This is a genomic window from Streptomyces sp. JNUCC 63, assembly GCF_054366325.1.
This window is the reverse complement of sequence record NZ_CM135963.1, coordinates 6,357,954-6,384,153: the sequence shown is the minus strand read 5'-3', so window position 1 is coordinate 6,384,153 and position 26,200 is coordinate 6,357,954. Positions and strand designations below refer to the sequence as shown.

The following is a 26,200-nucleotide window of genomic DNA, read 5'->3' as shown; positions in this document are numbered from 1 at the left end:
CCCCGTCCCTACTCCTTCACGTAGAAGGGCTCGCCCGGCGGCGTGGCCCCGGCCGGCAGCAGTGCCAGGTCGAGGCCGCGCACCAGGCGGGCCCTCAGTGTGTCGCTGGCGGCGAGCCGCTCGGCGACCGCGCGGACGGCCTCGGCGGGGGCGGCGGACGGGTCGAGGACGAGGGCGAGGGTGCCGTCGGCCCGGCCCGGTCCGAGGTGGGCGCGCAGCACGGCGGGCTCCGCGGCGACGGCCTCCCGTACGGCGGTGACGACGGCCGGGTCGGCCAGGGGGTCCGCCGTCGTACGGCCCTCGGCGAGGGCGAGCAGCGCGGGCCCGGTCAGCTCGAACGGCACCGGTCCGGCCAGGTCCAGCACCACGGTGTCCGCCTTCTCGTGCGCGGCGGCCTCCAGGGCCTGGTGCAGGGGTACGGCGACGGGGCGGGCGTCCGGGTCCCAGCGGGCCAGGGAATCGGTGGAGGTGAAGGCGGGCAGGGCGGTGCGGTGGCCGGCCTTCAGGGTGGGTACGGCCATGTCGCTGCTCTTCTCGCGGCGCAGTCCGTTCTCGTCCTCCTCCACCTCGCCGAGGACGGCCACGACGGGGACGAGCAGCCGGGCGCCCTTGAGCGCCTGCAGGACGGGTTCCACGGCGGTGCGGTCCTCGGCCCAGGCGGCGAGGGCCGCGCTCAGCCGGGGGTCGGCGGAGCCGTCGTCGTCGGAGAAGAGGGAGGTGGGGATGTTCTTCTTGGCCACGGTCCCCGACCCTATCGGCAGGGTGCGCGGTGTTCTCAGGGAGGCGGCGGTGGAGGCGGTGTCGGTGGCGGTGTGCCGCGTCGGTTCCGGGGAGAGCGCCGGGTACGGCGACGGAGCGTACGAGACGGCGAGCATCGTCAAGGTCGACATCCTGGCGGCGCTGCTGCTCCAGGCCGAGGACGCGGGGCGGCGGCTGACGGCGCGGGAGCGGACGCACGCCACCGCCATGATCGAGCACAGCGACAACGACTCGGCGTCGGCGCTGTGGCGGAGCATCGGCGGGGCGGAGGGGCTGGACGCGGCGAACGAGCGGTTCGGGCTCAGGGACACCAGCGGTGGCGACGGCACCCTGTGGGGTCTGACCCGGACCACGGCCGCCGACCAGCTCACCTTGCTGCGGCAGGTGTTCGGCGACGACTCGCAGCTGAGCGAGGCTTCGCGGACGTATCTCCAGGGGCTGATGGGCCGGATCGCCGAGGGTCAGGACTGGGGGGTGTCGGCCGCGGCCGACGGCTCCGCGTGGGCCCTGAAGAACGGCTGGCTGCCGCGCGGCACGACCGGGCTGTGGGTGGTCAACAGCATCGGCCGTGTGACGGCCGGCGGCCACGACTACCTGGTGGCCGCGCTGTCGAGCGGCAACGCGACGAAGGAGCGGGGCATCGCCCTGGTCGAGGCGGCGGCGCGGGAGGCGGTGTCGGCGTTTCGCGGGAGCGCGTCGCGGCGGGGCTTTCGAAACGCGCTCTAGAAGTCGCCGGGGCTCCGGGGCCGGAGGTCGTCCTCGCCTTTGCGGCGCCCGCGCCACAGGACGACCGCCACGACCAGCAGCACTCCCCCGACGCTGCCGGCGAGGGGGCCGGCCCAGCCGAGGGTGGTGTCGTCCGACGTGGCCGGGTCGGGGCCGGGGCCGAAGTATTCGTCGCCGTGGGACGCCGCCCGCATGCCCTCCGGCTCGAGGCGGGCGGCGGCCTTGACGGCGGCGGCGGGGTCGACGAGGCCGAAGCCGCGGGAGTCGTCGCGGCCGCCGACGGGGGCGTTGCGGGCGGTGTCCTGCAGGAGTTTCTTGATCTGGGCGGGGGTGAGGCCCGGGTGGGCGGCCTTGATGAGGGCGACGGCGCCGGAGACGAAGGCGGAGGCCGTGCTCGTGCCCCAGCCCTCGTAGTACTTGTGGTCGGGGGCGATGATGACGACGTCCACGCCGGGCGCGCTGACCGTGGCGTACCAGCGGCGGGTGGAGAAGGGGGCACGGGTGCCGTGGCGGTCCACGGCGGTCACGGCGATCACGCCCGGGTAGGCGGCCGGGTAGGAGATGTTGTCGCCTTTCTCGCCGCCGTTGCCGGCCGAGGCCACGACGACGGAGCCCTTGCTCAACGCGTACTGGACGGCCTCGTCCTCGGTGGGCTCGGGGTGCGCGGAGGCCGAGTCGTCGCCGAGGGAGAGGTTGATGACGTCGGCGCCTTGGTCGGCGGCCCAGCGGATGCCGTCGGCCAGGGCGTTGCCGCGGGTGGTACGGGCCTTGGTGCGGGCGGAGTCGTCCTCCTCGAGGATCACCCGTACGGGCAGGATCTTCGCCTCCGGGGCGATGCCCAGAACGCCGTCGGCGTTACCGGGGCCATGGCCGTGACCGGCGATGACGCCGGCCATGGCGGTGCCGTGGATGGCCCAGGTGGGGTCGCCGGGCCGCGCGCCGAATCCGATCATGTCCTTGCCGGGCAGGACGTTGCCGGCCAGGTCGGGGTGGTCGGCCTCGACGCCGGTGTCCAGGACGGCGACGGTGATGCCCTTGCCCTTGGTGGTGCGCCAGGCCTCCTGGGTGTGCAGGGCGTCCAGGCTCCACTGCTGGGCGCGGATGCCGTCGGCGTGGGCGGCGGTGGGGGGCACGAGGGCGAGGCAGGCGGCGAGGAGGAGACTCAGGGTGCCGGCTCTGCGGGTGCTGTGGGTCACGGCGGTTTTCACGACGGCTTCTCCGTGGCCGACCTGACGGTCCGTCTCAGGCCCCGTTCGATGCGGTCGGCCAGGCCCTGGGCCTCGTTGCCGAGGCCCGCCTGGGCGGGGGCCGTGGTGGCGCCGGTCGCCATCGCGTCGGCGGCGGGCTGCGGGGCGTCGACCGTCCGGCCGTCGGCCCAGCCGGAGACGGCGTAGACGACCACGGGGGCCTCGGTCAGCACGGAGACGGTCCAGGACGCGCGCTGCTTGTCGCCGAAGGCCGCGGCGACGGTTCCCTCGGCGGCGTACGGGCGGGGCATGAGGTCGGTGCGACGGGTGAGTCGCTCGTTCTTGAAGCGGGTGGCGAGGGAGTCCGTGGCGGAGGCGTCGGCCTTGGTGAAGAGCAGGCCGACGGTGGTGACGTAGCTCTGGGTGGCGTCGGTATAGGTGGCGCGCAGCAGGCGGGCGCAGCCGACGGGGGCGAGGGTCTTGCGCAGCAGCGGGTCGAAGGCGTCCGCGCAGCCGCTGTCGGGTGCGACGGCGACGCGGGTCCAGGTGCGGTCGGCTCCGCCGGGGCCGGCGCCGCGGCCCTTCACGGTGGGTGGGAAGAGCTGGTCGACGGGGACGCTGTGCCACATGGCGCCGGCAGCGGCGAAGCCACTCGCTCCGCCGGCCCTGCCCGGCTCTCCGATGAGCCAACTCCCGGTCACGGCACCGCCGATGAGTCCGAGCCCCAGCACGACACAGGCCGCCGCCACGGCGGCCCGCGGCCGCACCCGCACCCCGTCCACCCGAGCCCGCCCCCGCTCGCCGTACCCCTCGCCCGGCGCCATGACGGCACCCCAGGACAACGCGGGATCAGGCACCACGCCGAACGCGGGCCGCTGGGCCGCCGCCCCGTGCGCGTCCCCACCACCGGCCGAACCGTCGAAGCCGGGCCGCGAGGGCACACCGCCCCACGCCGTCCCCACGGAAGCCGCGGCGCGACCATCGGAACCGGAACGCGGAGACACGCGCCCGGACCCCGCGGAAGCCCCGGGGCCGCCAAACACGTCACCGCCGACCCAGGAGGCGCCGGGAGCAGGACGCGAAGCCGTGCCGCCCCGCCCGGACCCCACGGACGTCCAGGAACCACCGCCCACATCGCCCCCGCCCCGAGGCGCGCCGGGAGCAGGACGCGAAGCCGTGCCCTCCCGCCCGGACCCCACGGACGTCCAGGAACCACCGCCCACATCGCCCCCGCCCCGAGGCGCGCCGGGAGCAGGACGCGAAGCCGTGCCCTCCCGCCCGGACCCCACGGAAGCTCCGGGGTCACCGTGCACGCCGGCATCGGCCCGGGAGGTACCAGGGGGCACGCTCTCCCGTCCGGACCCGTCGGAGGCCCTGGGGCCACCGCGCGAGTCGCCGTCGATCGGCGAAGCGGTGGAGGCCGGGCGCGGCGGGGAGCCGGGGCGGGTTACGGCGTCTGCGGGGCCGTCGGTTCGGCTGGGCGCGCTCGGGCGGGGAGCCGGGGCGGCGGCACCGGGTCTGCCGGCGGTGGAGCGGGGTGCGGTGCCCGCCCTGGGGTCACGGGCGGGAGGCGGGGCCGTCGGGAGGGGCGGAGCACTCGGGGCCGGGGGGCCCTGGGAAGGGACGGGGCGCAGGCGTGCGGTCGTCTCCGACGCGGTCTCGGCCGGCGCGCCGGTGCCCCGGGCCGTCGCCGACGGCCGGTGTGCCGGGCGCGACGGTATGCCCCCGGGCTCGTTCCGGCCCGGCGTCCCGTGCCCGGGCCTCGTCGGCGCGCCGGGGAAGCGGGACGGGACCCTGCCGTCCCCACCGGCGAACGCAGCGCCCTCCACGGAATCCTGACCACCCGACGACGCCCCACGACCAGCCGCGGGCGAAACACCAGAAGACCCGGCCGAACCCACGGACGCCCCACGCCCCCTCGCCGACGCGCCCGGGAAGCGGAACGGAACCCGCCCGCCCCCATCGGCGAACGCAGCGCCCTCCACGGAATCCTGACCACCCGACGACGCCCCACGACCAGACGTCGACGGCGTCTCCGGGGACCGGGCCGAAACCCGTCCCCCGCCGTCCACGGACGTCTCACGCCCGGCCGTCGGTGGCCTGTCCGGGAAGCGGGCCGTGGCCGGGGGCGGGGGTGGGGGGCGGAAGTCCGGGAAGGGGGGACGGGTGGCGTCGGTGCGGGGTGACGGGACGGCGGTGTCGCGTCCCGTGACGCGGGGGCCCTCCGCCGGTGCGCCGGGGGGCACCGCACCCCGCTCGGCGTCCCTCTCGGTCGCGCCGCCGTCGGAGTCGCCCCCCGCGGGCCGCGCCGGCCGTGGGGGGACGGGGGCGTGGCGCGCTTCCGTGCTCATGCACCCCCCGTTTCCTCGTGCCCGGGCCGTTCCCCCGGGCGCGGCCGTCCTCGTTGCCCCGCCCGGAGCCGACTCGTCGTCACCGGGCACGCATACCCGTACGGGCGAACCGTCATCCCGGCTCAACTCCGCGACCAGGATCACTGAGCGTTTCCGCCGTACGTGCGCGTCACTCTACGGGTTGCTCCCACCTGAGCGGGAACCAGTCCACGAGCCCGGGGCATCTGCCCGGAACGTCCCCCTACCCTGCGGTAATCCGGTCTGGCAGGCTTCGTTCATGACTGCGCGCGCCGCCGACCGGGCCCGTTACGACCGGGCCACCGCCCATCTGGACGCCCCTGTCGCGATCGTGGACCTGGACGCGTTCGACGCCAACGCGGACGATCTCGTCCGCCGGGCCGGCGGCAAGCCGATCCGGGTCGCCAGCAAGTCCGTACGCTGCCGGGCCCTGCTGGAGCGCGTCCTCGCGAAGGACGGCTTCGCGGGCGTCATGTCCTTCACCCTCGCCGAGTCCCTGTGGCTGGCCCGCTCCGACTTCGACGACGTCCTGCTCGCCTACCCGTCCGCCGACCGTTCCGGTTACGCCGAACTCGCCGCCGACCCCAAACTCGCCCGCGCCGTCACGGTGATGGTCGACGACCCGGCACAGCTCGACCTCATCGACGCCTCGCGCGAGGGCGGACGCGAAGTCGTCCGGGTCTGCCTGGAGTTGGACACCTCGCTGAAGCTGCTCGGCGGACGCCTGCGCGTCGGCGCCCGCCGCTCCCCGCTGCACTCCCCCGCCCAGGTCGCCGACATGGCCCGTACGGTGGCCCGGCGGCCGGGGTTCGAACTCGTGGGGATCATGGCGTACGAGGGTCATGTCGCGGGCGTGGGCGACGCGGTCGCCGGGCGACCCCTGCGCTCGCGCGCGATCCGGCTGATGCAGGCCGCCGCGCGCCGGGAGCTGGCCGGGCGGCGGGCCGCGGTGGTGCGCGCGGTGCGGGCCGTGACGCCGGGGCTGGAGTTCGTCAACGGCGGCGGCACGGGCAGCGTGCAGCACACCGCGGCGGAGGACGCGGTCACCGAGGTCGCCGCGGGCTCCGGGCTGTACGTCCCGCGGCTGTTCGACAACTACACGTCCTTCCGCGGCCGTCCGGCGGCCCTGTTCGCCCAGCCGGTCGTGCGGCGCCCAGGCGTCGGGACCGTGACGGTCCTCGGCGGCGGCTACCCGGCCTCCGGCGCGGCCGGCCCGGACCGGCTGCCGGTGCCGTACCTGCCCGAAGGGCTGCGCTACGCCCCCCAGGAGGGCCCCGGCGAGGTGCAGACCCCGCTGCTCGGCCCGCCCGCCGACGACCTGCTGATCGGCGACAAGGTGTGGTTCCGGCACGCGAAGGCCGGGGAGCTGTGCGAGCGGTTCGACGCCCTGCGCCTGGTCGAGGGCGACCGGGTGACGGCGACCGTACCGACGTACCGGGGCGAGGGTCACACCTTCCTGTAGTCCACCCGGGATCGACTCGGGCCGAAGATGGGTGTGCAGACCATCGCTTGTCAGGGAGGGCCGTGTGGCTGGACGACCGCTCATCGGGATCAGTACGTACCTGGAGCCGGGGGCGCGCTGGGGTGTGTGGGAGCTGGAGTCGGCGCTGCTGCCGGTGGGCTATCCGCGGCTGGTGCAGCGGGCGGGCGGGCTCGCCGCGATGCTGCCGCCGGACGAGCCGGAGCGGGCGGCGGCGGCCGTGGCCCGGCTCGACGGGCTGGTGATCGCGGGCGGCCCGGACGTCGAGCCGGTGCGCTACGGCGCGGAGCCCGACCCACGTACGGGGCCACCGTGCCGCGCCCGGGACGCCTGGGAGCTGGCCCTGATCGAGGCCGCCCTGGCCGCACGCCTCCCGCTGCTCGGCATCTGTCGCGGCATGCAACTGCTGAACGTCGCCCTGGGCGGCACCCTGGTCCAGCACCTCGACGGACACGCCGAGGTGGTCGGCGTCTTCGGCGAGCACGCGGTCAAGCCGGTCCCCGGCACCCGCTACGCCGCGGCCGTACCGGAGGAGGCGACCGTCCCGGCCTACCACCACCAGGCCGTCGACCGCCTCGGTGAGGGCCTGGTCGCGTCGGCCCACGCGGCGGACGGCACGGTGGAGGCCGTGGAACTGCCCGAGGGCTGGGTGCTGGGCGTGCAGTGGCATCCGGAGATGGGCGAGGACGTACGGGTCATGCGGGAGCTGGTGCGGGCGGCGGCCGGCTCCTCCGGTACGTAGGACTCCTGCCCCGGGGACTCCTGCCCCGGCCGGGTCCCGGCCTCAGCTCTTTCCCGACCGTGTCAGGGACAGCAGCTCGCGGGCCGGGCCCACCGGGCGGTGGCCCGTCGGCCAGACCGCCCGCAGGTCGCGCCCGAGGGCGACGCCGTCCACCGGGACGGTGACGAGCCGGCGCAGGGACAGCTCCTCGCCGACCGCGAGTTCGCTGAGCACCGCCGGTCCGGCTCCGCTGACCGCGGAGGCCTTCACCGCCGTGGTGGAGGAGAGCTCGATCAGCGGGCGGGCGAGGCCGCCCAGCGCCGCGTCCAGGACCTGCCGGGTGCCGGAGCCCTTCTCCCGCAGGATCAGCGGGGTGGCGGCCAGTTCCTCCGCCGCCAGGGGGCGCCGGCGGCGGGCCCACGGGTGGGCCGGGGCCGTCACCACGATCAGGTGGTCGTGGCCGATCACCACGGAGTCCAGACCGGACGGCACCGACAGCCCCTCCACGAAACCGAGGTCCGCCTCGTCCGCCAGCAGCCGCTCGGCCACCGCCGCGGAGTTCCCGGCGAGCAGCGACACCGCCGTGTCCGGCCGTCGCGCGCGCAGCGCGATCAGCCACCCGGGCAGCAGGTACTCCGCGATCGTCATGCTGGCCGCCACCCGCAGCCGCGAGTCCCGCCGGTCGCGCAGCGCCTGCGCGCCCGCGTCGAAGGCCTCGGCCGCCTCCACGATCCGCCGCGCCCAGTCGGTGACCAGGGCCCCGGCGTCCGTCAGCCGCGACCCGCGCGGCGAGCGGTCCACCAGCGCCACGCCCAGCTGCCGTTCCATGGAACGGATACGGCTGCTGGCCGCCGGCTGGGTGATGCCCAGCTCCCGCGCCGCCCCGCCGAGGCTTCCGAGCCGTGCCACCGCCAGCAGCAGCTCCAGCGCGCCCAGGTCCGGCACCCGGTGCGCGAGTGAGGACCCCGGCGGCCGTCCTCCCCCGCTCTCGCCGCTTTCCCGGTTCACCTCGGACCTTGCCATAAACCCAGCTTATGGCCTGATGGACACGGGCCCCCTGGTGGGGCGCCGGGCTCCGGAAAACCCGAAGCCATGGTCACCGCCGCCGTCGGCACGGCGGGCGCCGCGCTGCCCCCGCACATCCCCGGACGGCGCGCCGTCCGTCGGCGGGGCTGGATCGGCCTTCGGCCACGGTCGGCCTGTACGCCGTCCTCGCCACCGCCTGGGCCGCCGCGGGCGTGCACACCGCGCGTGGGCCGGTCAGCGGTGCGCTGCTCGCAGCGCCTCGCCCAGCACCCGCGGAGCCCGCGCCAGCGACGGCCCGTACCACGTCAGGTGCCGTCCGCTGACCAGGGCGCAGGGCAGTCCGGGGAAGGCCTCGGGGCCGTCGTCGGCGGTGAAGCGGTACGGCTCGTCCGGCAGGACGACCAGGTCCGGGGACGCCGCCCGCAGCTCCTGAAGCGGAACGCGCGGGTAGCGGTCGGCGTGGTGGGTGTAGAGGTGGTCGACGCCCAGGCGGGCCAGGACGTCACCGGCGAAGGTGTCCCGGCCCAGCACCATCCAGGGCCGCCGCCAGACCGGCACGACGGCGGTCGTACGGCGCCGGGGCACGGGCAGGGCCGACCAGGCCGCCTCGGCCTCGTCCAGCCACCGGGGCCGGCGCACCGCGCCGCAGGCGTGCAGCACCCGTGCCAGTTCCCTCAAGGCCTGCGGCAGGTCCCGGACCTCGGTCACCAGCACCTCGAGACCGGCCGCGCGCAGGGCGTCGAGGTCGGGGGCGCGGTTCTCCTCCTCGTTGGCGATCACCAGGTCGGGGGCGAGGGCGACGATCCGCTCGACCTCGGGGTTCTTGGTGCCGCCGACGCGGGTGACGTCGAGGTCCGCCGGGTGGCCGCACCAGTCGGTGGCGCCGACCAGCACGCCGGGCAGGGACACCGCCACGGCCTCGGTGAGCGAGGGCACCAGGGAGACGACCCGCATCAGCGCGTCCGGTCCTGCACTGCCTCGATGTGCTCCGCGACCGCGACCACGATCAGCCGTGTGTCGGGCACGGTCGCCCGCCAGCGGTGGCGGACCCCTCCGGTGAGGTACATGGTGTCGCCGCGCACCAACCGGTAGGCGCGGCCCTCGGCCTCGATCTCCACCGCTCCGTCGGCGACGTACATCAACTCGTCGTTGCGGTGCTGGAACTCGCGGCCGGTGTCGTGGTCGCCGGTGAACTCCGAGGCGTGCAGCTGGTGGTGGCCGCGCACCAGGGAACGCATCCGGGGCTCGGGGTCCAGCTCGGTGGCCTCGGCGCGTACGACGTCGACGCTGCACGCCGGGTCGGCCGCCGCGAGCAGTTCCACGGCGGTGGTGCGCAGCGCGTCGGCGACCTTCTCCAGGGAGCTCGTGCTGGGACGGGCCCGGTCGTTCTCGATCTGGCTCAGGAAGGGCACCGACAGGCCGCTGCGGTCGGCCACGACGGCGAGGGTGAGGCCCAGCGCGCGGCGCCGCCGCCGTACGGCCGCGCCCACTCGAAGTGGCTGTTCTTTGTGGTCGCCCATCGCTCCGGCTCCCTCCTCCGCTCGTCGGTCCGCTGTTCGTGGGGCCGTTGCCCGTGGGCCCGGTCGCGGGCGCACTCCTTCTGAGGAGTTCTCTGCACCCTACGCATGTTCGGCAAACAGTTTCATGCGGTCGTCATATCCCTGTAGGGATCGCGTGGGGGCGAGGGGTTGATAACTGGTCGTCGGGGAGCGTGTACGGGGGTCGGTTCAGCTCGATCGTGTGGTGGTCGGCCGACAGCCCTGCGGTGCGCCGGGCCGGTCGGGGTGGCGTTGCCGTGCGATCCGGGACGCCGGGTGCGGTGCCTGGGGATGCCCCCTCCGGGGGGGGCGGGGTCCCTGCTCCATCGGAGAGATGGTTCAGGGCCTCCCCGTCGCTTCTGACCGTACCCGCATGACCGGGTCGCGAGGCGCGTACATCAGCAGCCTCCGGCTGCGGGCCGCCCGCCCGGTCCGGACCACGGACACGATCCGTGTCGCCGCCCGGGACGCGGCAGCATCCATCAGCGACCTCCGGTCGCGGAGGACGACCAGTGCGCCCACAACCGTTCGGGGCGTGCGGCTGACCGGGCTCACTCCCGATCAGTCCTTAGGGACGGTGACTTCGTGTGGTTGGCCGGATTCCGACCGTGGGCACGGGCGAGGGGCGGGCCCTGCCCCACGTGGGTGTGGGGAGAGGCCCGCCCCTCGGGCGGTGTCCGGCGCCGGGGTCACCGCGGGGTCGTCCGCAGTCGGGTGGCGGTGATGTCCTCGTCCGGGGACTACGCGACGTTCACGGCGCGCTTGCCCTCGGCGGGCTTGGCGGAGGAGCCGGACGGTATCGGGGCGAGCTTGTCGACGACGTCCGGGTTGTCCTTCAGCCAGGTGCGCGCGGCGTCCTGCTGCCGGCCCTTGCCCGCCTTGTTGATCTCGGACTCGAGGCTGGTGAGCTGCTTCTCGCTCAGCTTGAAGTTCTTCAGCCAGCCGCCGGCCACCGGGTCGTCGGCGGCAAAGCCCTTGCGGGCCAGCGTGTGCACGCCGTCGCCGGTGCCCCAGGCGCCCTTGGGGTCCTTCAGCTTCTTCAGGTCGTAGTCGCTGTACGCCCAGTGCGGCGACCAGAGCGTGACGACGATCGGTTCCTTCTTGCTGTAGGCGCGCTTGAGCTCGGCCAGCATCGCGGGCGTGGAGCTGTCGACGACCTTGTACTCCTTGTCCAGGCCGTACTCCTTGAGGACCTTGCTCTTGAGCAGGCCCATCATGCCGGCGCTGGACTCGATGCCGGTGACCTTCCCGCCGAAGGCGGACGCCTTGCCCTTGAGGTCCTCCAGCGAGTCGACGTCCTTCATGTACGAGGGGACGGCCAGCTCCAGGGAGGTCGGGCCGTACCAGGAGCCGAGGTCCTCGAGCTGCTTGCCGTACTTCTTCCAGTACTGCTCGTGGGTGACCGGCAGCCAGGCGTCGGTCTGGAAGTCGATGCTGCCCTGGGCGAGCGCGGTGTAGAGGGGCCCCGCGTCGAACTGCCGGGCCTCGACCTTGTAGCCGCGCTGTTCGAGGATCTCCTTCCACAGGTAGGTGGAGGCGACGCCCTCGTCCCACGGGATGTACCCGATGGTGATCTTCTTGCCCTTGCCGATGTCGCCGCCCTCCTCGGAGGCGGCGGTCGCGCTGCCGCCGTTGCCGCCGAAGATGCCCATGCCGCCCGCGACGAGGGCGAGGATCACCACGCCGACGACGGCGATCTGCGGCTGCGGCCGGTAGGACCAGATCTTCAGGCCCTTGGCGGCCCGCGCCCTGGCGGCGGCGCGCCGGCCGAGCGGGGAGACCTCGGTGCCCAGGGCGCTGGTCATGCGGTCCAGGTAGATCGCGAGGATCACGATGGCGACGCCGGACTCGGCGCCGAGACCCACGTTGAGCTGGCCGATGGCCTCGTTGACGTCGCCGCCGAGGCCGCCGGTGCCGACCATGCCGGCGATCGCGGCCATGGACAGGCCGAGCATGATCACCTGGTTGACGCCGGCCATGACGGTGGGCAGGGCCAGCGGCAGCTGGATGCGCAGCAGCGTGTTGCGGGGCGTGGTGCCGAACGCCTCGGCAGCCTCCACCAGTTCCTTGTCGACCTGGCGGATGCCCAGCTCGGTCATGCGCACGCCGGGCGCGAGGGCGAAGATCAGGGTGGCGACGATGCCCGCGGAGGCGCCCGTGCCGAAGAACAGGATGGCCGGGATGAGGTAGACCATCGCCGGCAGCGTCTGCATGAAGTCCAGGACGGGCCGGACGGAGGCGCTGACCCGGTCGGAGCGGGCCGCCCAGATGCCGACCGGCACCGAGATGACCAGGGCGATGATCGTGGCGACCAGGACCAGCGACAGGGTCACCATCGCGTTCGACCACAGCCCCATCGAGTCGATGAAGGCGAACCCGGCGAAGGTGAGCACACCGGCGAAGGAGCCGCGCAGCCACCAGGCGAGCACGGCGAAGATGCCGGCGAGCAGCAACGGCTGCGGCGCCTGGAGGACGGCGTTGATCCCGTCGTAGGAGCCGGTGAAGACGGACTTGCAGAAGTCGAAGAGCCAGGCCATGTGGCCGAGCAGCCAGTCGACCGTGGAGTTGACCCAGTCGCCGAGCGGAATCCTAGGCACGGGCCACCTCCTTCTCGCCGCCCTCGCCCCGCGGCGCGTCACAGCTCACCGGGGTGCTCTGCTCGTCGCCGAGGAAGCCGACGAGGCGCCGGCGCGGGACGACGCCGACGAGGTCCCGGTGCTCGTCCAGCACGGCGACCGGGTGGGGGACGCGGGCGCTGATCGCGCACAGCTCGGTGAACGGGGTGTGCGGGGTCGCGGTGTCGCAGCCGCAGTCCGCCTCGTCGCCGCGCACCTCGCGGTCCATGACCGACTCCGCGGTCAGCACCCGGGAGCGGTCGACGTCCTGGGTGAAGGAGGCGACGTAGTCGTCGGCGGGGCGCAGCAGGATGTCCTCCGCGGTCCCGGTCTGCACGATGCGGCCGTCGCGCATGACGGCGATCCGGTCGCCCAGGCGCATGGCCTCGTTGAGGTCGTGGGTGATGAAGACGATGGTCTTCTTCAGGGTCTTCTGCAGCTGGAGCAGCTGGTCCTGCATGTCGCGGCGGATCAGCGGGTCCAGGGCGCTGAAGGACTCGTCCATCAGCAGCAGGTCGGCGTCGGTGGCCAGGGCGCGGGCCAGGCCCACGCGCTGCTGCATGCCGCCGGAGAGCTCGTCGGGCCAGGACTTCTCCCAGCCGGCCAGGCCGCACAGGGCGAGCGCCTCGTCGGCGCGGCGTTCGCGCTCGGCGCGGGGCACGCCCTGCACTTCCAGGCCGTAGGCGGCGTTCTCGCGGACGCTGCGGTGCGGGAAGAGCGCGAAGTGCTGGAAGACCATGCTGATCTTCCTGGAGCGGACCTCGCGCAGCTCGCGGTCGCTGAGCGCGGTCAGGTCCTGGCCGTCGAAGCTGACGGTGCCGGCGGTCGGCTCGAGCAGCCCGTTCAGCATGCGCAGGAGCGTGGACTTGCCGGAGCCGGACAGGCCCATGACGACGAAGATCTGGCCGGGTTCGACGGTGAAGGAGGCGTCGATCACGGCTGCGGTGGTGCCGTCGGCGCGCAGTTCCTCACGATCGGCGCCCTGTCGTAGTTTCTCCACTGCCTCGTCCGGTCGTCGGCCGAACACCTTGAACAGGTGCTGGGCCTGCAGTCTGGAAGACACGCTTACCTCTTGCCTCGGGGCCAGGGACGGGATCCGGAGGGGCGCCAACAGTTGAAGGAAGCAACCACCTCTGATCCGGAGTCGCGCCTGCCCCAGCGCCCTTGGCCGAAACCAAACTGTGAGCGGGGTCACAGGTCGGGCCCTTTCCCGGCCGGAACGTCCGTTTCGCGCGGCGGGTGGCTGTCAGTGCCGTACGGCATGATGCGAGGCGTGACCGGACGACTGATGCTCCTCGACACCGCCTCCCTGTACTTCCGCGCCTATTTCGGCGTCCCGGAGTCGATCAAGGCCCCGGACGGCACGCCGGTGAACGCCGTGCGCGGGCTGCTCGACTTCATCGACCGTCTGGTCAAGGACCACCGGCCCGGCCACCTGGTGGCCTGCATGGACGCCGACTGGCGGCCGGCGTGGCGGGTGGAGCTGATCCCCTCCTACAAGGCGCACCGGGTCGCCGAGGAGCACGAGAGCGGCCCGGACGAGGAGGAGGTGCCCGACACCCTCTCCCCGCAGGTCCCGATGATCGAGTCCGTGCTGGACGCCGTCGGCATCGCGCGCGTGGGCGTCGCGGGGTACGAGGCGGACGATGTGATCGGCACCTTCACCGCGCGGGCGAAGGGCCCGGTCGACATCGTCACCGGGGACCGGGATCTGTACCAGCTGGTGGACGACGCGCGCGGGGTGCGCGTGCTGTACCCGGTCAAGGGCGTGGGCACGCTGCAGGCCACCGACGAGGCGGTGCTGCGGGAGAAGTATGGGGTCGGCGGCAGCGGGTACGCGGATCTGGCGCTGCTGCGCGGCGACCCGAGCGACGGGCTGCCGGGGGTGTCCGGCATCGGGGAGAAGACGGCGGCCAGGCTGCTCGCCGAGTTCGGCGACCTGGCCGGGATCATGGCGGCCGTCGACGACCCGACGTCGAAGCTCACGCCGTCGCAGCGGAAGCGGCTCGACGAGGCGCGGCCGTATCTCGCGGTGGCGCCGAAGGTCGTGCGCGTGGCCGCCGACGTCCCGCTGCCGGACGTGGACACGGCGCTGCCGCGCACCCCGCACGATCCGGCGGCGGTCGAGGAGCTGGCCGCCCGCTGGGGACTGGGAGGTTCCCTGCAGCGGCTGCTCGGCACGCTGAGGGTGTGACGGCCGCCGTGCTAGCTTAGGTGAACCTAAGTAGCGGAACAGGGAGGCCGTCATGGCAGAACGTCCGGCGCGCAAGCCGCGCAGGACCCACACCGCGCAGGTCGTCCGCACCGAACGGCTGACCCCGCACATGCGGCGCGTGGTGCTCGGCGGTGACGGCCTGGCGGACTTCTCGTCCGACACGTGCACGGACCACTACGTGAAGCTGCTGTTCCCGGCCGACGGGGTCACCTATCCCGAGCCCTTCGACGTGCAGCGGATTCGCGAGGAGTTCCCGCGCGAGCAGTGGCCGGTGACGCGGACGTACACCGTGCGCGCCTGGGACCCCGAGCACCGCGAGCTGACCCTGGACTTCGTGATCCACGGCGACGAGGGCCTGGCCGGCCCCTGGGCGCTGCTCGCGCGACCGGGCGAGACCGTGCACTTCCTGGGCCCCGGCGGCGCCTACGCCCCCGACGCGAGCGCCGACTGGCATCTGCTCGCCGGCGACGAGAGCGCCCTGCCGGCGATCGCCCGCTCCCTGGAGGCCCTGCCCGAGGGAGCCACGGCCCACGCCTTCGTCGAGGTCGCCGGCCCCGAGGAGGAGCAGAAGATCGACTCCGACGTGGAGGTGGTCTGGCTGCACCGCGGGGAGCGACCCGTCGGCCGGGCGCTGGTGGAGGCCGTACGAGCGCTGGACTTCCCCGAGGGCCGTGTGCACGCGTTCGTGCACGGCGAGGCCGGCTTCGTCAAGGAACTGCGCCGCCTGCTGCGCGTCGAGCACGCCATTCCCCGCGAGGACCTGTCCATCTCCGGCTACTGGCGCCTCGGCCACAACGAGGACGGCTGGCAGGCCTCCAAGCGCGAGTGGAACGCCCGCGTCGAGGCGGAACAGGAGGGCGCGGCCCCGGCCGCGTGACCACGATGAAGCGGCGGTACCGGGACGGGTGCCGCCGCTTCGGCGTTGCCCGGACCGACCGCCGGCAGGAGGCCTCGTCGCGCCCAGCGGTTTTCCCGGGGCGCACGGCGCCTCGTAGGCTTCGGGCGAGATGAGACACCGCAGGACCCGTACTCCGCCCGCTCCCCTGCCCCAGCGTCATGGGGTGGACCCGGTGCGGGTGCGGCTGCCCGGCGACGGGGCGTGGGCCACAGTGCGGGAGTATCTGGTGGAGCGGCTGTCGGGGGCGGGGCCCGGGGTGATCGAGGCGATGCTCGGGGCCGGGCTGATCGTGGGGGCCGACGGGCGGCCGGTGGCGCCCGACGCGCCGTACGAGCCGGGGATGTACGTGTGGTTCCACCGGGAGCTGCCCGACGAGGTACCGGTGCCGTTCCCGCTGCAGGTGGTCCACCGCGACGAGCACCTCGTCGTCGTGGACAAGCCGCACTTCCTGGCCACCACCCCGCGTGGCTCGCACGTGGCCGAGACCGCGCTGGCCCGGCTGCGGCGGGAATTGGGCATCCCGGAGCTCACCGCGGCGCACCGCCTGGACCGGCTCACCGCCGGGCTCGTGCTGTTCACGGTGCGGCCCGAGGAGCGCGGCGCGTACCAGACGCTGTTCCGCGACCGCCGGGTGCGCAAGGAGTACGAGGCCGTGGCGCCGTACGACCCGTCGCTCGCCCTGCCGCGGATCGTGCGCAGCCGGATCGTGAAGGAGCGCGGGATGCAGGCCGCCCGGGAGGTGGCGGGCGAGCCGAACGCGGTCACGCGGGTGGAACTGGCCGAGCACCGCGCGGACGGACTCGCCCGCTACCGGCTGGTGCCCGGCACCGGGCAGACACACCAGCTGCGGGTGCACATGAGCGCGCTGGGCGTGCCGATCCTCGGCGATCCGCTCTACCCGGTGGTGACCGGCCCCGTACCGGCCGGTGACTTCCGGCGCCCGCTGCAACTGCTCGCGCGGGCGCTGGAGTTCACCGACCCGATCACGGGGGCGGAGCACCGCTTCACCAGCGGGCGGATGCTCCAGGCGTGGTCGTCCTTCGCCCGCTGGGCCGGTCAGTAGCCGCGCCACCAGCGCAGGAAGCGCTGCCACACCCCCTGCGGGCGGCCCGGCTCACCGGCCGGTACGGCGCTCGGGGCGGCCGGGGGCTCGGGCGGCGGTGGCACGGGCCGCGGCGGCGCGGACACGGTGCCGGTCTCCCGGGCCGGACGTGCCCGCGGAAACGGATGCGGGGTGTGGCTCGGCTTGGCCGTCACGTCCTGCGGCGGCCGCGGGCTGAACCGCACCGGCAGCTCCACCAGGTGCTGCGAGGCGAGGGACTGCGTCCAGCGCAGCTCCTCCTCGGCGCAGTCGAGCCGGAGGTCCGGCAGCCGCGTCAGCAGCGCCTCGACGCCGACATCGGCGATGGCGCGCCCGATGTCCTGGCCGGGGCATTCGTGGGGGCCGCCGCTGAAGGCGAGGTGGGAGCGGTTGCCCTGCATGTCGGCCGTCGGATCGGGCCGCACCCGCGGGTCGACGTTGGCCGGCGCGATGCCGAGCAGCAGCCCGTCGCCCTGGCGGATGCGCCGGCCGCCGAGCTCCGTCTCCTGCTTGGCGAAGTAGCCGAGGATGGTGCTGAACGGCGGCTCGTCCCACAGGGACTGCTCGACCGCCTGCTCCACCGTCATCTGCCCGCCGTTGAGCTGGGCGCGGAAGCCGGGGTCGGTGAGCACCCGGCGGATGGTGTTGGCCAGCAGGTTGGCGGTGGCCTCGTAGGCGGCGATGAGCACCACCCGCAGGTGCTGGCTGACCTCGTCGTCGCTCAGGCCCGCCGGGTGGTTGATGAGGTGGCTGGTGAAGTCGTCCTCGGGCCGGCCCCGGCGGCGGACGGTGAGCCGCCGCAGGCAGCCCATGATGTACTCGTTGCTGGCGATCGCCGTCTCGGTGCCCTTGAGCATGTCGCGGGCGGCCTGCACGATCCGGTCGTTGTACTCCTCGGGCATGCCGAGGACCTGGCACATCACCGCCATCGGCAGATGTTCGGCGAACTGGTCGACGAGCTCGGCGCGGCCCGACTCGCAGAACCGGTTGACCAGCCGCTGGGTGGCGCGGCCGATGTGGCGACGCAGGCTGCGCGGGTCGACGGTCGCCACGGCGCCGGTGACCGCGCCGCGCAGCCGCTTGTGCTCCCCGCCCTCGGCGTAGGAGCAGACCGGCTGCCAGGCGAAGTGCGGCATGAGCGGGTGGTCGGGCTTGACGGTGCCGTCCTTCAGCGGGGTCCAGATACGGCTGTCCCGGGTGAACTGCGAGGGGGTGCGCACCATGTGCAGGTTCTCGGCGTGGCCGAGGACCACCCAGATCGGTACGTCGTCGTGCAGCAGCACGGGTGCCACCGGGCCGTACTCGTCGCGGAGTTGCCGGTACAGCGCTCGCAGGTCGGGCGTCTCGTGGAGCCGGTGCAGTCCCCCGGGCCCGATGCCGTGCGCGGGGCAGCCGGGGGGCGGGTCGGGGGTGAGGTCGTCCGTGCCGGTCGGGAAGTGGGGTTCAGGCGTCACAGCGGTCGCTTTCGAAACGGAAAGGCGAAACGGGGAGAAAAGATAACAAAAGATGACAAGGAGGACGGGGAGCCGGCTCAGCGCAGCGAGCCCGTCGTGGCCAGGGAGTGCAGGAAGCGCATGAGGGTCATCAGCACGTCCCGGCTGGAGGCGCGGCGGCGCGCGTCGCACTCGACGATCGGGATCTCCTCGGCCAGATCGAGCGCCGTGCGCAGCTCCCGGATCGGGTGACGGGGGGCGTCCGGGAAGGAGTTGACGGCGACGACGAAGGGCACGCCACGCTCCTCCAGACGCCCTATGACGTCGAAGCTGACCTCCAGCCGGCGGGTGTCGGCCAGCACGACCGCGCCGAGGGCGCCCTCGAACAGCCCGTTCCACAGGAACCAGAAGCGCTCCTGGCCGGGGGTGCCGAAGAGGTAGAGCACCAGCTGGTCGGTGATGCTGATGCGGCCGAAGTCCATCGCCACGGTGGTCGCCGTCTTGGACTCGGAGCCGTAGTTGTCGTCGACGCCGATGCCGGCCTGGGTCATGGTCTCCTCGGTGGTCAACGGCCTGATCTCGCTGACCGAGCCGACCATGGTGGTCTTGCCGACCCCGAAACCGCCGACGATCACGATCTTCACCGCGGCCCGGGCCGTGTGCGGCAGATGGTCCCCGGTGCGCGGGCCGGGGATGGTGTCAGAGCCTTTGAAGTCCATGCATCACCGCTTCGAGGAGGGAGCGGTCGGGGACCGCCTGGCGGACGATCGGCGCGCGGGCCTGTACCAGTTCGGCCGTGAGCAGTTCGGTGATCAGGACCGTCATCGCGCTGAACGGCAGGTTGAGGTAGGCCGACAGCTCGGCCACGGACAGCGGGGCGGCGCACAGCCGCAGCAGCGCCGCCTGTTCCGGGGTGGCGGACGGCGGTGGGTCGGCGCGCGCCACGATCAGCGTGACCAGGTCGAGGGCGGCGCGGGCGCCGTCCTCGTCCGCCCCGGCGACCACGTACAGGCGCTCGGGGTTCTTCTCCTCGCCCTGCTTGCCGGGTTTGGGGGGCGGCGGCTCGTGCCGGGGGTAGCGCCTCAGGCGTCGCGGAGGCGTCATACGGTCTGCCCACCCCGCCGGGGCGGACTGGTCAGATGGGCGCCGATGCGGACCACCAGGTCGCGCATGCGGGCGCTCATCAGGCCGGGTTCGGTGCGGATGTCGGCGAGCACCGCGAGGTAGGCGTTGGCGCCGGCGGACATCAGGTAGAAGTAGCCGCCGTCGATCTCGATGACGACCAGCTTCATCCGGCCGTCGCTGTCGGGGATCTCGACGGCGACGGCGGTGGCGAGGCTCTGCAGTCCGGCGCAGGCGGCGGCGACCCGGTCGGCGGCGTCGGGCTCGCCACCGTAGCGGGCGATGCGCAGGCCGTCGGCCGACAGCACGACGATCATCTCGATGCCCGGTACGCCGTCGTGGAGCTCCTTGAGCATCCAGTCGAAATTGGCTCGCTGCTGGATCACTTGTGGTCCCCCTCGTCGTCGGCCTGAGCGTCGGCCTCGGCGTGGGCCGGCTTCTCGATCAGGTGCAGATAAGCGGTCGGGTCCTGCGTGAACGCGGTCGGGTCCGGTCCGGGGTTGTCCTTCTTCAGTCCGTCCCAGAAGGCCTCGACCCACAGGCCCGGTTCGGGTTCGTTCTCCTTGGGCGCGGGCTCGGGCGTGTCCCACACGGAGCCGCCGCTCTCCTGCGCGGCGCGCTCGGCGGCGGCCTGTTCGGCGATGCGCTCGCTGAGCGGGGTCTTGACCCGGCTGCGGCGCTGCGGCAGGCCGGTCGCGGTCCACTCGGTGACCTCGGGGACGTCGTCCTCCATGGACACCGTGGCGGGGATGCGGGGGCTGGTGGGGCGGCGCTTCTTGGGGGTGCGCTCGGGTCCCTCCACCGCGTTCTCGCCGGGCCGGGGGATGGAGGTGGCGCCGATGCCGTGGGCGAGTCCGGGGGCGGGGTCGGTGGTCATCATGTCGCTCGGCACGACGAGGACGGCGCGGACACCTCCGTACGCCGAGGCCCGCAGCGAGACCTGCATGTTGTACGCCGAACACAGGCGTCCCACGACCGCGAGGCCCAGGCGCGGGGTGTCGCCGAGCTCCCGCGGGTCGACGCCGGCCTTGGCCGCATCGAGCAGCCTCTCGATCCGGGTGCGGGCCTCCTCGCTGAGGCTGACGCCGCCGTCCTCGATCTCGATGGCGACGCCGGTCTGCACCTCCACGGCGGTGACGTGCACCTTGGTCTGCGGCGGGGAGTAGCGGGTGGCGTTGTCGAGGAGTTCGGCCGCGGCGTGGATGACCGGCTCGACGTCGGTGCCCTTGATGTTGACCTTGGCGATGGAGTGCAGCTCGATGCGCCGGTACTCCAGGATCCGGGACATGGCGCCGCGCAGCACGCTGTAGAGGGTGACGGGGTTCGGCCACTGGCGGCCGGGGCGGCCGCCGCCGATGACGGAGATGGAGTCGGCCAGGCGGCCGATCAGCGCGGTGCCGTGGTCGATGCGCAGCAGGTCGTCGAAGACCTCTGGGCTGCGGCCGTGGTCCTCCTCCATCTCCCTCAGCTCCCTGGCCTGTTGGTGCACGATCGCCTGGACGCGCCGGGCGATGCTGACCAGGGAGCGCTGTGTGGAGTCGCGCATGGTCTCCTCGTCGTCCACGATCTTGAGGATCGTGCGGACGACCTCGCGCTGCGACTCGGGGATCCGGCGCCATTCGGGGCTGCCGTCGATGATGTCTCGCATCACCTCGCGTGGGGTGTTGCTGCAGCGCAGGTGGTGGACGGCGGCGGGGATGACGTCCGATCCGAGGCGGACGATCTCCTGGTCGTGGGCGGCCAGGCGCCGCTCCAGATACGCGGTGTGCCGGGCGTGCTCCGCCCGCAGGTCCTGGATGGCGCGGCCACGGCGCACCGCTTCGGCGCCCGTGGCGAGGACCAGGAGGGTGGCGACGGCGCCGCAGCAGGCGACGGCGAGGCGGGCCGGGTCGGCCACCAGGGCGACGGCGGCCCCGGTGACCGCCGCCATGACTATGGCCGGCAGCAACAGCACACGCGCGTAGGGAAGTTCACGGCCGCCGGGGGGTGATTGAACACTCACCATGTAAGCCCTCTGAGACGAATCGGCTGGGGTTCGGGGCAGCTTCCAGTGGGGTATGTCATGGAACTGTCGGGTTCTTCGGCACGCCTGTGGACGCTTGGGAACAAGCGCACGAATACACCTCAACTCGGTGCGCCGCGGGCGAGCCTAGTCCGACCGGATCATCGGCGTGCCATATCGAGCGACCACCTGAAACGGGGCACGGGGCAGGAGTACGCTCGGGTCATTTGCACGCTCGGACCGATTTCGAACACAGAGCGTCACGAAGTACGGGCATACGAAATCGGCTCACCGTGACGGGTGAGGAAACACGTCGGGGCAGGGACGGCCCGTCCCCGGACCCGGACCCCTGCCCCGAGATCGACGCGATCGGCGTGATCAGCCGACCGACGAGTAGGCCACGACCCCCCTCAGCAGCCCGTCCACCGCCTTGCGCGCGTTCCTGGCCACCGTCGAGCCCTCCGCGGGTGCCGCCGCCGAGATCTGGCCCAGCACGTCGATCACCTGCTTGCACCAGCGCACGAAGTCGCCCGCCGGCATCTCCGCCTCGCGCAGCACCTCGTCCAGCCCCTTGCCGGAGGCCCACATGTAGGCGGCCCAGGCGAAGCCGAGGTCGGGCTCGCGCTGGCCCACGCCCTCGGTCTGGTTGATGCGGAACTCCTCCTCCATGGCGTCCAGCCGGCCCCAGATCCGCACCATCTCGCCGAGCGCGGCCTTCGCCTTGCCCGAGGGCAGCTTGGGCGGCAGGGCATCGTCACCGACCCGGGCCTCGTAGACCAACGCCGAGACGCAGGCGGCCAGTTCGGCCGGGTCCAGGCCCTCCCAGACCCGCTCGCGCAGGCATTCGCTGGCGAGCAGGTCGAGTTCGCCGTAGAGCCGGGCGAGCCGCTTGCCGTGCTCGGTCACCTCGTTGCCCCGCAGGTAGTCGAGCTCGGTGAGCAGCGCCACGATGCGGTCGAAGGTGCGCGCGATGGTGTTCGTACGGCCCTCGATGCGGTGCTCCAGCTGCTTGGTGTCGCGCAGCAGCCGGTGGTAGCGCTCGGCCCAGCGGGCGTGGTCCTCGCGGTCGTCGCACCCGTGGCAGGGGTGGGCGCGGAGCGCGGCGCGCAGCCGGGAGATCTCGCGGTCGTCGGCCGCCTGGGAGCGCCGCTTGCGGTGCCGGTCCGGCGGGATGTGCCCGGCCTTGGTGCGCAGCGCGGAGGCGAGGTCCCTGCGGGACTGCGGGGAGCGGGGGTTGAAGGACTTCGGGATCCGCATCCGCTCCAACGGCTCCACGGGCACCGGGAAGTCGATGGACGCCAGTCGCTTGACCTGCCGCTCGGCGGTCAGGACGAGCGGGCGCGGGCCGTCGTGGTAATCGAAGCCGCGGTGGCCGTTGGAACGGCCCGCGGGCAGGCCCGGGTCCAGCACCAGCGCCAGGCCCGCGTACTTGCCGGTGGGCACGTGGATGACGTCGCCCGGCTTGAGCTTCTCCAGGGCCGCGGCGGCCTCCGCACGCCGCTGGGTGGCGCCCTGCCGGGCCAGCTCGGTCTCGCGGTCCTTCAGTTCGCGGCGCAGCCGCGCGTACTCCGAGAAGTCGCCGAGGTCGCAGGTCATCGAGGCCTTGTAGCCCTGAAGGCCCTCCTCGTTGCGCTGCACCTGCCGGGAGATCCCGACGACCGACTTGTCGGCCTGGAACTGCGCGAAGGAGGTCTCGAGCAGCTCGCGGGAGCGGTGCCGGCCGAACTGCTCGACCAGGTTGACCGCCATGTTGTACGACGGCCTGAAGCTGGACCGCAGCGGATAGGTGCGGGTGCCGGCCAGGCCCGCCAGGTGCTCGGGGTTCATGCCCCGCTGCCACAGCACCACCGCGTGGCCCTCGACATCGATGCCACGGCGGCCGGCGCGGCCGGTCAGCTGGGTGTACTCGCCGGGGGTGATGTCGGCGTGCTGCTCGCCGTTCCACTTGACGAGCTTTTCCAGCACCACCGAGCGGGCGGGCATGTTGATGCCGAGAGCCAGGGTCTCGGTGGCGAAGACCGCCTTGACCAGGCCGCGCACGAACAGCTCCTCGACGACCTCCTTGAAGGTCGGCAGCATGCCCGCGTGGTGGGCGGCGATGCCGCGCTCCAGGCCCTCCAGCCACTCGTAGTAGCCGAGGACGTGCAGGTCCTCCGGCAGGATGGAGGCGGTGCGCTCCTCGACCAGGGCGCGGACCTCCTCCCGGGCCTGCTCGTCGTTGAGCCTGAGGCCCGCGTACAGGCACTGCTGGACGGCGGCCTCGCAGGCGGCGCGGCTGAAGATGAAGGTGATGGCCGGGAGCAGGCCCTCGGCGTCCAGCCGTTCGATGACCTCGGGACGGCTCGGGGTCCAGGTCCGGGAGCGCTGTCTGCGCTCTCGCTCGCGGTCGGCCTCGCGCATGTTCCGGCCACGCCGGCGGTCCGTGTAGGAGGGACGGCTGGCCTCGAGGCGGGCCATGCGCGTCAGGTCGGGGTTGACGGCCTTCCTGTGGCCCTCGCCCTCCTCGAACAGGTCGTACATCCGGCGTCCGGCCAGCACGTGCTGGAACAGGGGCACGGGCCTGTGCTCGGAGACGATCACCTGGGTGTCGCCGCGGACGGTGTCCAGCCAGTCGCCGAACTCCTCGGCGTTGGACACGGTCGCCGACAGTGACACCAGGGTCACCGACTCGGGCAGGTGGATGATCACTTCCTCCCAGACGGCGCCGCGGAAGCGGTCGGAGAGGTAGTGCACCTCGTCCATGACCACATAGCCGAGGCCGAGGAGGGTCTGGGAGCCGGCGTACAGCATGTTCCGCAGCACCTCGGTGGTCATCACGACCACCGGGGCGTCGGCGTTGAGGCTGTTGTCGCCGGTGAGGAGGCCGACCTTGCCGCTGCCGTAGCGGCGGCACAGGTCGGAGTACTTCTGGTTGGACAGCGCCTTGATGGGTGTCGTGTAGAAGCACTTCCTGCCCTGCTGGAGGGCGAGGTGGACGGCGAACTCGCCCACGATCGTCTTGCCGGAGCCGGTGGGCGCGGCGACCAGCACGCCCTTGCCCGCCTCGAGCGCCTGGCAGGCCTCGATCTGGAACGGGTCGAGGCCGAAGTCGTACATCTCGCGGAAGCCCGCGAGCGCGGTGGCCTGCTCGGCAGCTCGCCTGCGCGCTGCCGCGTACCGCTCGGCCGGTGAGAGGTCCTCTGTCATCGTGCTTTCGAGCGTACCGGGCCGCGCTGACAACGTGACGATCATTATCCCGATCGGCCCGGGGACGAGGAAGGGCCGGCCGCTCGCGGTGCGGGCGGCCGGCCCAGAGCCGTCGGTGACAGCGGTGGTCAGGTCACGTCGTCGTACCCGTTGACCCGCTCCGTGCCGGTCTGCTCGGGCAGGGCGCGGCGGGCGGTGACGGGTTCGACCTCGCCGACGTCCTCGGGGGTGAGGTCCAGCTCGGAGGCCTCGTCGTCGGCGGGACCCGCCTCCTCGCGCAGGCGCTTGCGACGGTCGTTGAGCAGCGAGAAGCCGACCGCGCCGAAGTACAGCACCCAGATCGGCCCGGCGAGCGCGAGCATGGACAGCGGATCGGTGCTGGGCGTGGCGACCGCGGCGAAGATCGTGATGCCCAGGATCATGCCGCGCCACCAGCCGAGCATGCGCTTGCCGCTGAGTATCCCGGTGAGGTTGAGCATGATCAGCAGCAGCGGCAGCTCGAAGGAGAGCCCGAAGACGACCACCATGCGCGTCACGAGCTGGAGCAGGTCGTCCAGCGGCAGCAGGTTGTCGACGCCGGACGGGGTGAAGTCGATGAGCACCTTCGCGGTCGTGGGCAGCACCCTGTAGGCGAAGTAGCCGCCGCCGAGGAAGAGCGGGACGCCGGAGCCGACGAACGCGTAGGCGTACTTCTTCTCGTGCTTGTGCAGGCCCGGTGCGACGAACGCCCACAGCTGGTAGAGCCAGACCGGCGAGGCGAAGACGACACCGGCCATCAGCGAGACCTGCAGGGCCAGCGTGAAGGGGGCGAGCAGGCCGTTGATGGTGATCCGGGCGCACTGGGGGTGGTCGGCGGACCTCGTCAGTTCTTCGAAGGACTGGGCGCAGCCGACCGAATGGAGGATCGGCTTGGTGAGGAAGTTGATGATGTCGTTGTAGAAGAAGGCGGCGACGACCGTCACCAGGACGATGGCCAGCAACGCCTTCGCGAGCCGGTTGCGGAGCTCACGAAGGTGCTCCGCGAGAGGCATCCGCCCCTCGGGATCCTTCTCCTGCTTGCGGGCGGGCTTGAGCAACCCACATCCTCATCTCGTGCGGCAGGCCGGAGCGGTCCGGCCGTGCGTCAGCGCTTGGTGGTGTCCGTCGGCTCGCTGACCGGGCGCGAGCTGGTGACGTCGCCGGGGGCGGCCTGGATGGTGCGCTGGGCGGGGGGCTGCTCCTCGGCGGCGGGCGCCGAGGCGGAGGAGTTGCCGCCGTCCTCCTTCATCGCCTTGGCCTCGCTCTTGAGGATGCGGGCGGACTTGCCGAGCGAGCGCGCCATGTCCGGAAGCTTCTTCGCGCCGAACAGCAGCACGATGACGACGAGGATGAGAATGATCTCGGGGGCTCCGAGCCTTCCGAACATAAGTCTTTACCTTCTCACCGAGGCGGCTGGGTGGGTGCTGTCCGACCGGCCGGACGCAGGTCCGGCCCGTCGCTCTGGCAGCGATCGTAACGCTCAGGGGTGAACAGGAGGCAATCCCTGTGCGTACGCCCGTCCGCGGCCCGGGCCTCGTTCTCCGGTCCGCGACCAGCAGCGTACCTGCCGGAAGCGACAGCATGACAGGGTGAGGCGGCCCGGACCGTACGCCGCGCAGGGGCTCACAGTGCGTCCGCGGACCGGGCGGCACTCATGGTCGCCCGCTCCAGGTCCTCGGCCGCCCTGTTGATACGGCGCGCCGACTCCGTGACCTGCCGACCGAGGCGCTGTGCCTCCACGAAGACCCGGACGGCGAGCACACCGAGGACGGCGAGCCCCACGAAACCCGCCGCTACCGCGAACATCGGCCAGAACATGACGCC

22 protein-coding genes and 1 pseudogene are annotated in these 26,200 nt (G+C 73.0%); 6 read left to right on the top strand and 17 right to left on the bottom strand.

Features of this window, described 5'->3' with window-relative positions; genetic code table 11:
- Positions 1 to 8: 8 nt before the first annotated feature.
- The gene (locus ACX25U_RS29385) at positions 9 to 740 is read right to left on the bottom strand and encodes an SseB family protein (protein WP_454384423.1); all 732 of its coding nucleotides are present in this window, start codon (positions 738 to 740) and stop codon (positions 9 to 11) included.
- Here ACX25U_RS29385 and ACX25U_RS29380 point away from each other — a divergent pair.
- The gene (locus ACX25U_RS29380; RefSeq protein ID WP_454384421.1) at positions 724 to 1,485 is read left to right on the top strand and encodes a serine hydrolase; all 762 of its coding nucleotides are present in this window, start codon (positions 724 to 726) and stop codon (positions 1,483 to 1,485) included. The two genes, ACX25U_RS29385 and ACX25U_RS29380, sit on opposite strands and share 17 nt — an antisense overlap.
- Here the strand turns inward: ACX25U_RS29380 and mycP are convergent.
- Together mycP and ACX25U_RS29370 are read right to left on the bottom strand one after the other, a co-directional pair.
- The gene (gene mycP / locus ACX25U_RS29375; protein WP_454384419.1) at positions 1,482 to 2,693 is read right to left on the bottom strand and encodes a type VII secretion-associated serine protease mycosin; all 1,212 of its coding nucleotides are present in this window, start codon (positions 2,691 to 2,693) and stop codon (positions 1,482 to 1,484) included. The two genes, ACX25U_RS29380 and mycP, sit on opposite strands and share 4 nt — an antisense overlap.
- On the bottom strand, positions 2,690 to 3,496 hold the full coding sequence (locus ACX25U_RS29370) for a hypothetical protein (protein WP_454394563.1): 807 nt from the start codon (positions 3,494 to 3,496) through the stop codon (positions 2,690 to 2,692). The genes mycP and ACX25U_RS29370 overlap by 4 nt, the downstream gene beginning before the upstream one ends.
- Before the next feature lie 1,804 nt (positions 3,497 to 5,300).
- On the opposite strand from ACX25U_RS29370, the gene ACX25U_RS29365 reads away from it, so the two are divergent.
- Positions 5,301 to 6,503 (top strand): amino acid deaminase/aldolase, encoded by a 1,203-nt coding sequence (locus ACX25U_RS29365; protein ID WP_454384417.1) that lies wholly within the window; start codon positions 5,301 to 5,303, stop codon positions 6,501 to 6,503.
- A gap of 64 nt (positions 6,504 to 6,567) precedes the next feature.
- Positions 6,568 to 7,263, top strand: a complete 696-nt coding sequence (locus tag ACX25U_RS29360) for a gamma-glutamyl-gamma-aminobutyrate hydrolase family protein (RefSeq protein WP_454384415.1) — start codon at positions 6,568 to 6,570, stop codon at positions 7,261 to 7,263.
- A gap of 42 nt (positions 7,264 to 7,305) precedes the next feature.
- Here the strand turns inward: ACX25U_RS29360 and ACX25U_RS29355 are convergent, their stop codons facing one another.
- From ACX25U_RS29355 to ACX25U_RS29335, 5 genes and pseudogenes are all read right to left on the bottom strand, one after another.
- Positions 7,306 to 8,265, bottom strand: coding sequence for a LysR family transcriptional regulator (locus tag ACX25U_RS29355; RefSeq protein WP_454384413.1), 960 nt, complete (start codon positions 8,263 to 8,265; stop codon positions 7,306 to 7,308).
- Positions 8,266 to 8,502: 237 nt separating this feature from the next.
- Positions 8,503 to 9,222 carry a helical backbone metal receptor gene (locus ACX25U_RS29350; protein ID WP_454384412.1) on the bottom strand — a complete coding sequence of 240 codons (720 nt, stop codon included), beginning with the start codon at positions 9,220 to 9,222 and terminating at the stop codon, positions 8,503 to 8,505.
- The gene (locus ACX25U_RS29345) at positions 9,222 to 9,788 is read right to left on the bottom strand and encodes a helix-turn-helix domain-containing protein (RefSeq protein ID WP_454384410.1); all 567 of its coding nucleotides are present in this window, start codon (positions 9,786 to 9,788) and stop codon (positions 9,222 to 9,224) included. Before ACX25U_RS29345 ends, ACX25U_RS29350 begins: the two co-directional genes overlap by 1 nt.
- Positions 9,789 to 10,549: 761 nt before the next feature.
- A pseudogene (locus ACX25U_RS29340) lies at positions 10,550 to 12,403 on the bottom strand (ABC transporter permease/substrate binding protein); the annotation flags it as partial.
- Complete coding sequence (locus ACX25U_RS29335; protein WP_454384408.1) at positions 12,396 to 13,484, bottom strand: quaternary amine ABC transporter ATP-binding protein; 1,089 nt, start codon at positions 13,482 to 13,484, stop codon at positions 12,396 to 12,398. The pseudogene ACX25U_RS29340 and the gene ACX25U_RS29335, both read right to left, overlap by 8 nt.
- Before the next feature lie 201 nt (positions 13,485 to 13,685).
- Between ACX25U_RS29335 and ACX25U_RS29330 the strand changes: the two genes are divergently transcribed.
- The 3 genes from ACX25U_RS29330 (at position 13,686) to ACX25U_RS29320 (ending at position 16,597) form a co-directional block, all read left to right on the top strand.
- On the top strand, positions 13,686 to 14,615 hold the full coding sequence (locus ACX25U_RS29330; protein ID WP_454394561.1) for a 5'-3' exonuclease: 930 nt from the start codon (positions 13,686 to 13,688) through the stop codon (positions 14,613 to 14,615).
- 52 nt (positions 14,616 to 14,667) lie between these two features.
- Positions 14,668 to 15,513 (top strand): siderophore-interacting protein, encoded by an 846-nt coding sequence (locus ACX25U_RS29325; RefSeq protein ID WP_454384406.1) that lies wholly within the window; start codon positions 14,668 to 14,670, stop codon positions 15,511 to 15,513.
- Between the two features lie 130 nt (positions 15,514 to 15,643).
- Complete coding sequence (locus tag ACX25U_RS29320; RefSeq protein ID WP_454384404.1) at positions 15,644 to 16,597, top strand: RluA family pseudouridine synthase; 954 nt, start codon at positions 15,644 to 15,646, stop codon at positions 16,595 to 16,597.
- Here ACX25U_RS29320 and ACX25U_RS29315 read toward each other — a convergent pair.
- From ACX25U_RS29315 to ACX25U_RS29275, 9 genes are all read right to left on the bottom strand, one after another.
- Positions 16,591 to 18,069 (bottom strand): cytochrome P450, encoded by a 1,479-nt coding sequence (locus ACX25U_RS29315; protein ID WP_454384402.1) that lies wholly within the window; start codon positions 18,067 to 18,069, stop codon positions 16,591 to 16,593. The two genes, ACX25U_RS29320 and ACX25U_RS29315, sit on opposite strands and share 7 nt — an antisense overlap.
- Before the next feature lie 77 nt (positions 18,070 to 18,146).
- Positions 18,147 to 18,767 (bottom strand): GTP-binding protein, encoded by a 621-nt coding sequence (locus ACX25U_RS29310; RefSeq protein WP_454384400.1) that lies wholly within the window; start codon positions 18,765 to 18,767, stop codon positions 18,147 to 18,149.
- Entirely contained in the window at positions 18,748 to 19,152 is a 405-nt protein-coding gene (locus ACX25U_RS29305; RefSeq protein ID WP_454384398.1) for a DUF742 domain-containing protein, read from the bottom strand. The genes ACX25U_RS29310 and ACX25U_RS29305 overlap by 20 nt, the downstream gene beginning before the upstream one ends.
- Entirely contained in the window at positions 19,149 to 19,556 is a 408-nt protein-coding gene (locus tag ACX25U_RS29300; RefSeq protein ID WP_454384396.1) for a roadblock/LC7 domain-containing protein, read from the bottom strand. Before ACX25U_RS29300 ends, ACX25U_RS29305 begins: the two co-directional genes overlap by 4 nt.
- The gene (locus ACX25U_RS29295) at positions 19,553 to 21,175 is read right to left on the bottom strand and encodes a sensor histidine kinase (RefSeq protein WP_454384394.1); all 1,623 of its coding nucleotides are present in this window, start codon (positions 21,173 to 21,175) and stop codon (positions 19,553 to 19,555) included. The genes ACX25U_RS29300 and ACX25U_RS29295 overlap by 4 nt, the downstream gene beginning before the upstream one ends.
- Positions 21,176 to 21,550: 375 nt before the next feature.
- Positions 21,551 to 24,403 carry a DEAD/DEAH box helicase gene (locus ACX25U_RS29290; RefSeq protein WP_454384392.1) on the bottom strand — a complete coding sequence of 951 codons (2,853 nt, stop codon included), beginning with the start codon at positions 24,401 to 24,403 and terminating at the stop codon, positions 21,551 to 21,553.
- Between the two features lie 83 nt (positions 24,404 to 24,486).
- Positions 24,487 to 25,434 (bottom strand): twin-arginine translocase subunit TatC, encoded by a 948-nt coding sequence (tatC, locus tag ACX25U_RS29285; protein ID WP_454384390.1) that lies wholly within the window; start codon positions 25,432 to 25,434, stop codon positions 24,487 to 24,489.
- A 47-nt stretch (positions 25,435 to 25,481) separates the two neighbouring features.
- Entirely contained in the window at positions 25,482 to 25,763 is a 282-nt protein-coding gene (tatA, locus tag ACX25U_RS29280) for a Sec-independent protein translocase subunit TatA (protein WP_454384388.1), read from the bottom strand.
- Positions 25,764 to 25,999: 236 nt separating this feature from the next.
- Positions 26,000 to 26,194, bottom strand: a complete 195-nt coding sequence (locus ACX25U_RS29275; protein WP_454384386.1) for a hypothetical protein — start codon at positions 26,192 to 26,194, stop codon at positions 26,000 to 26,002.
- Positions 26,195 to 26,200 lie beyond the last annotated feature (6 nt).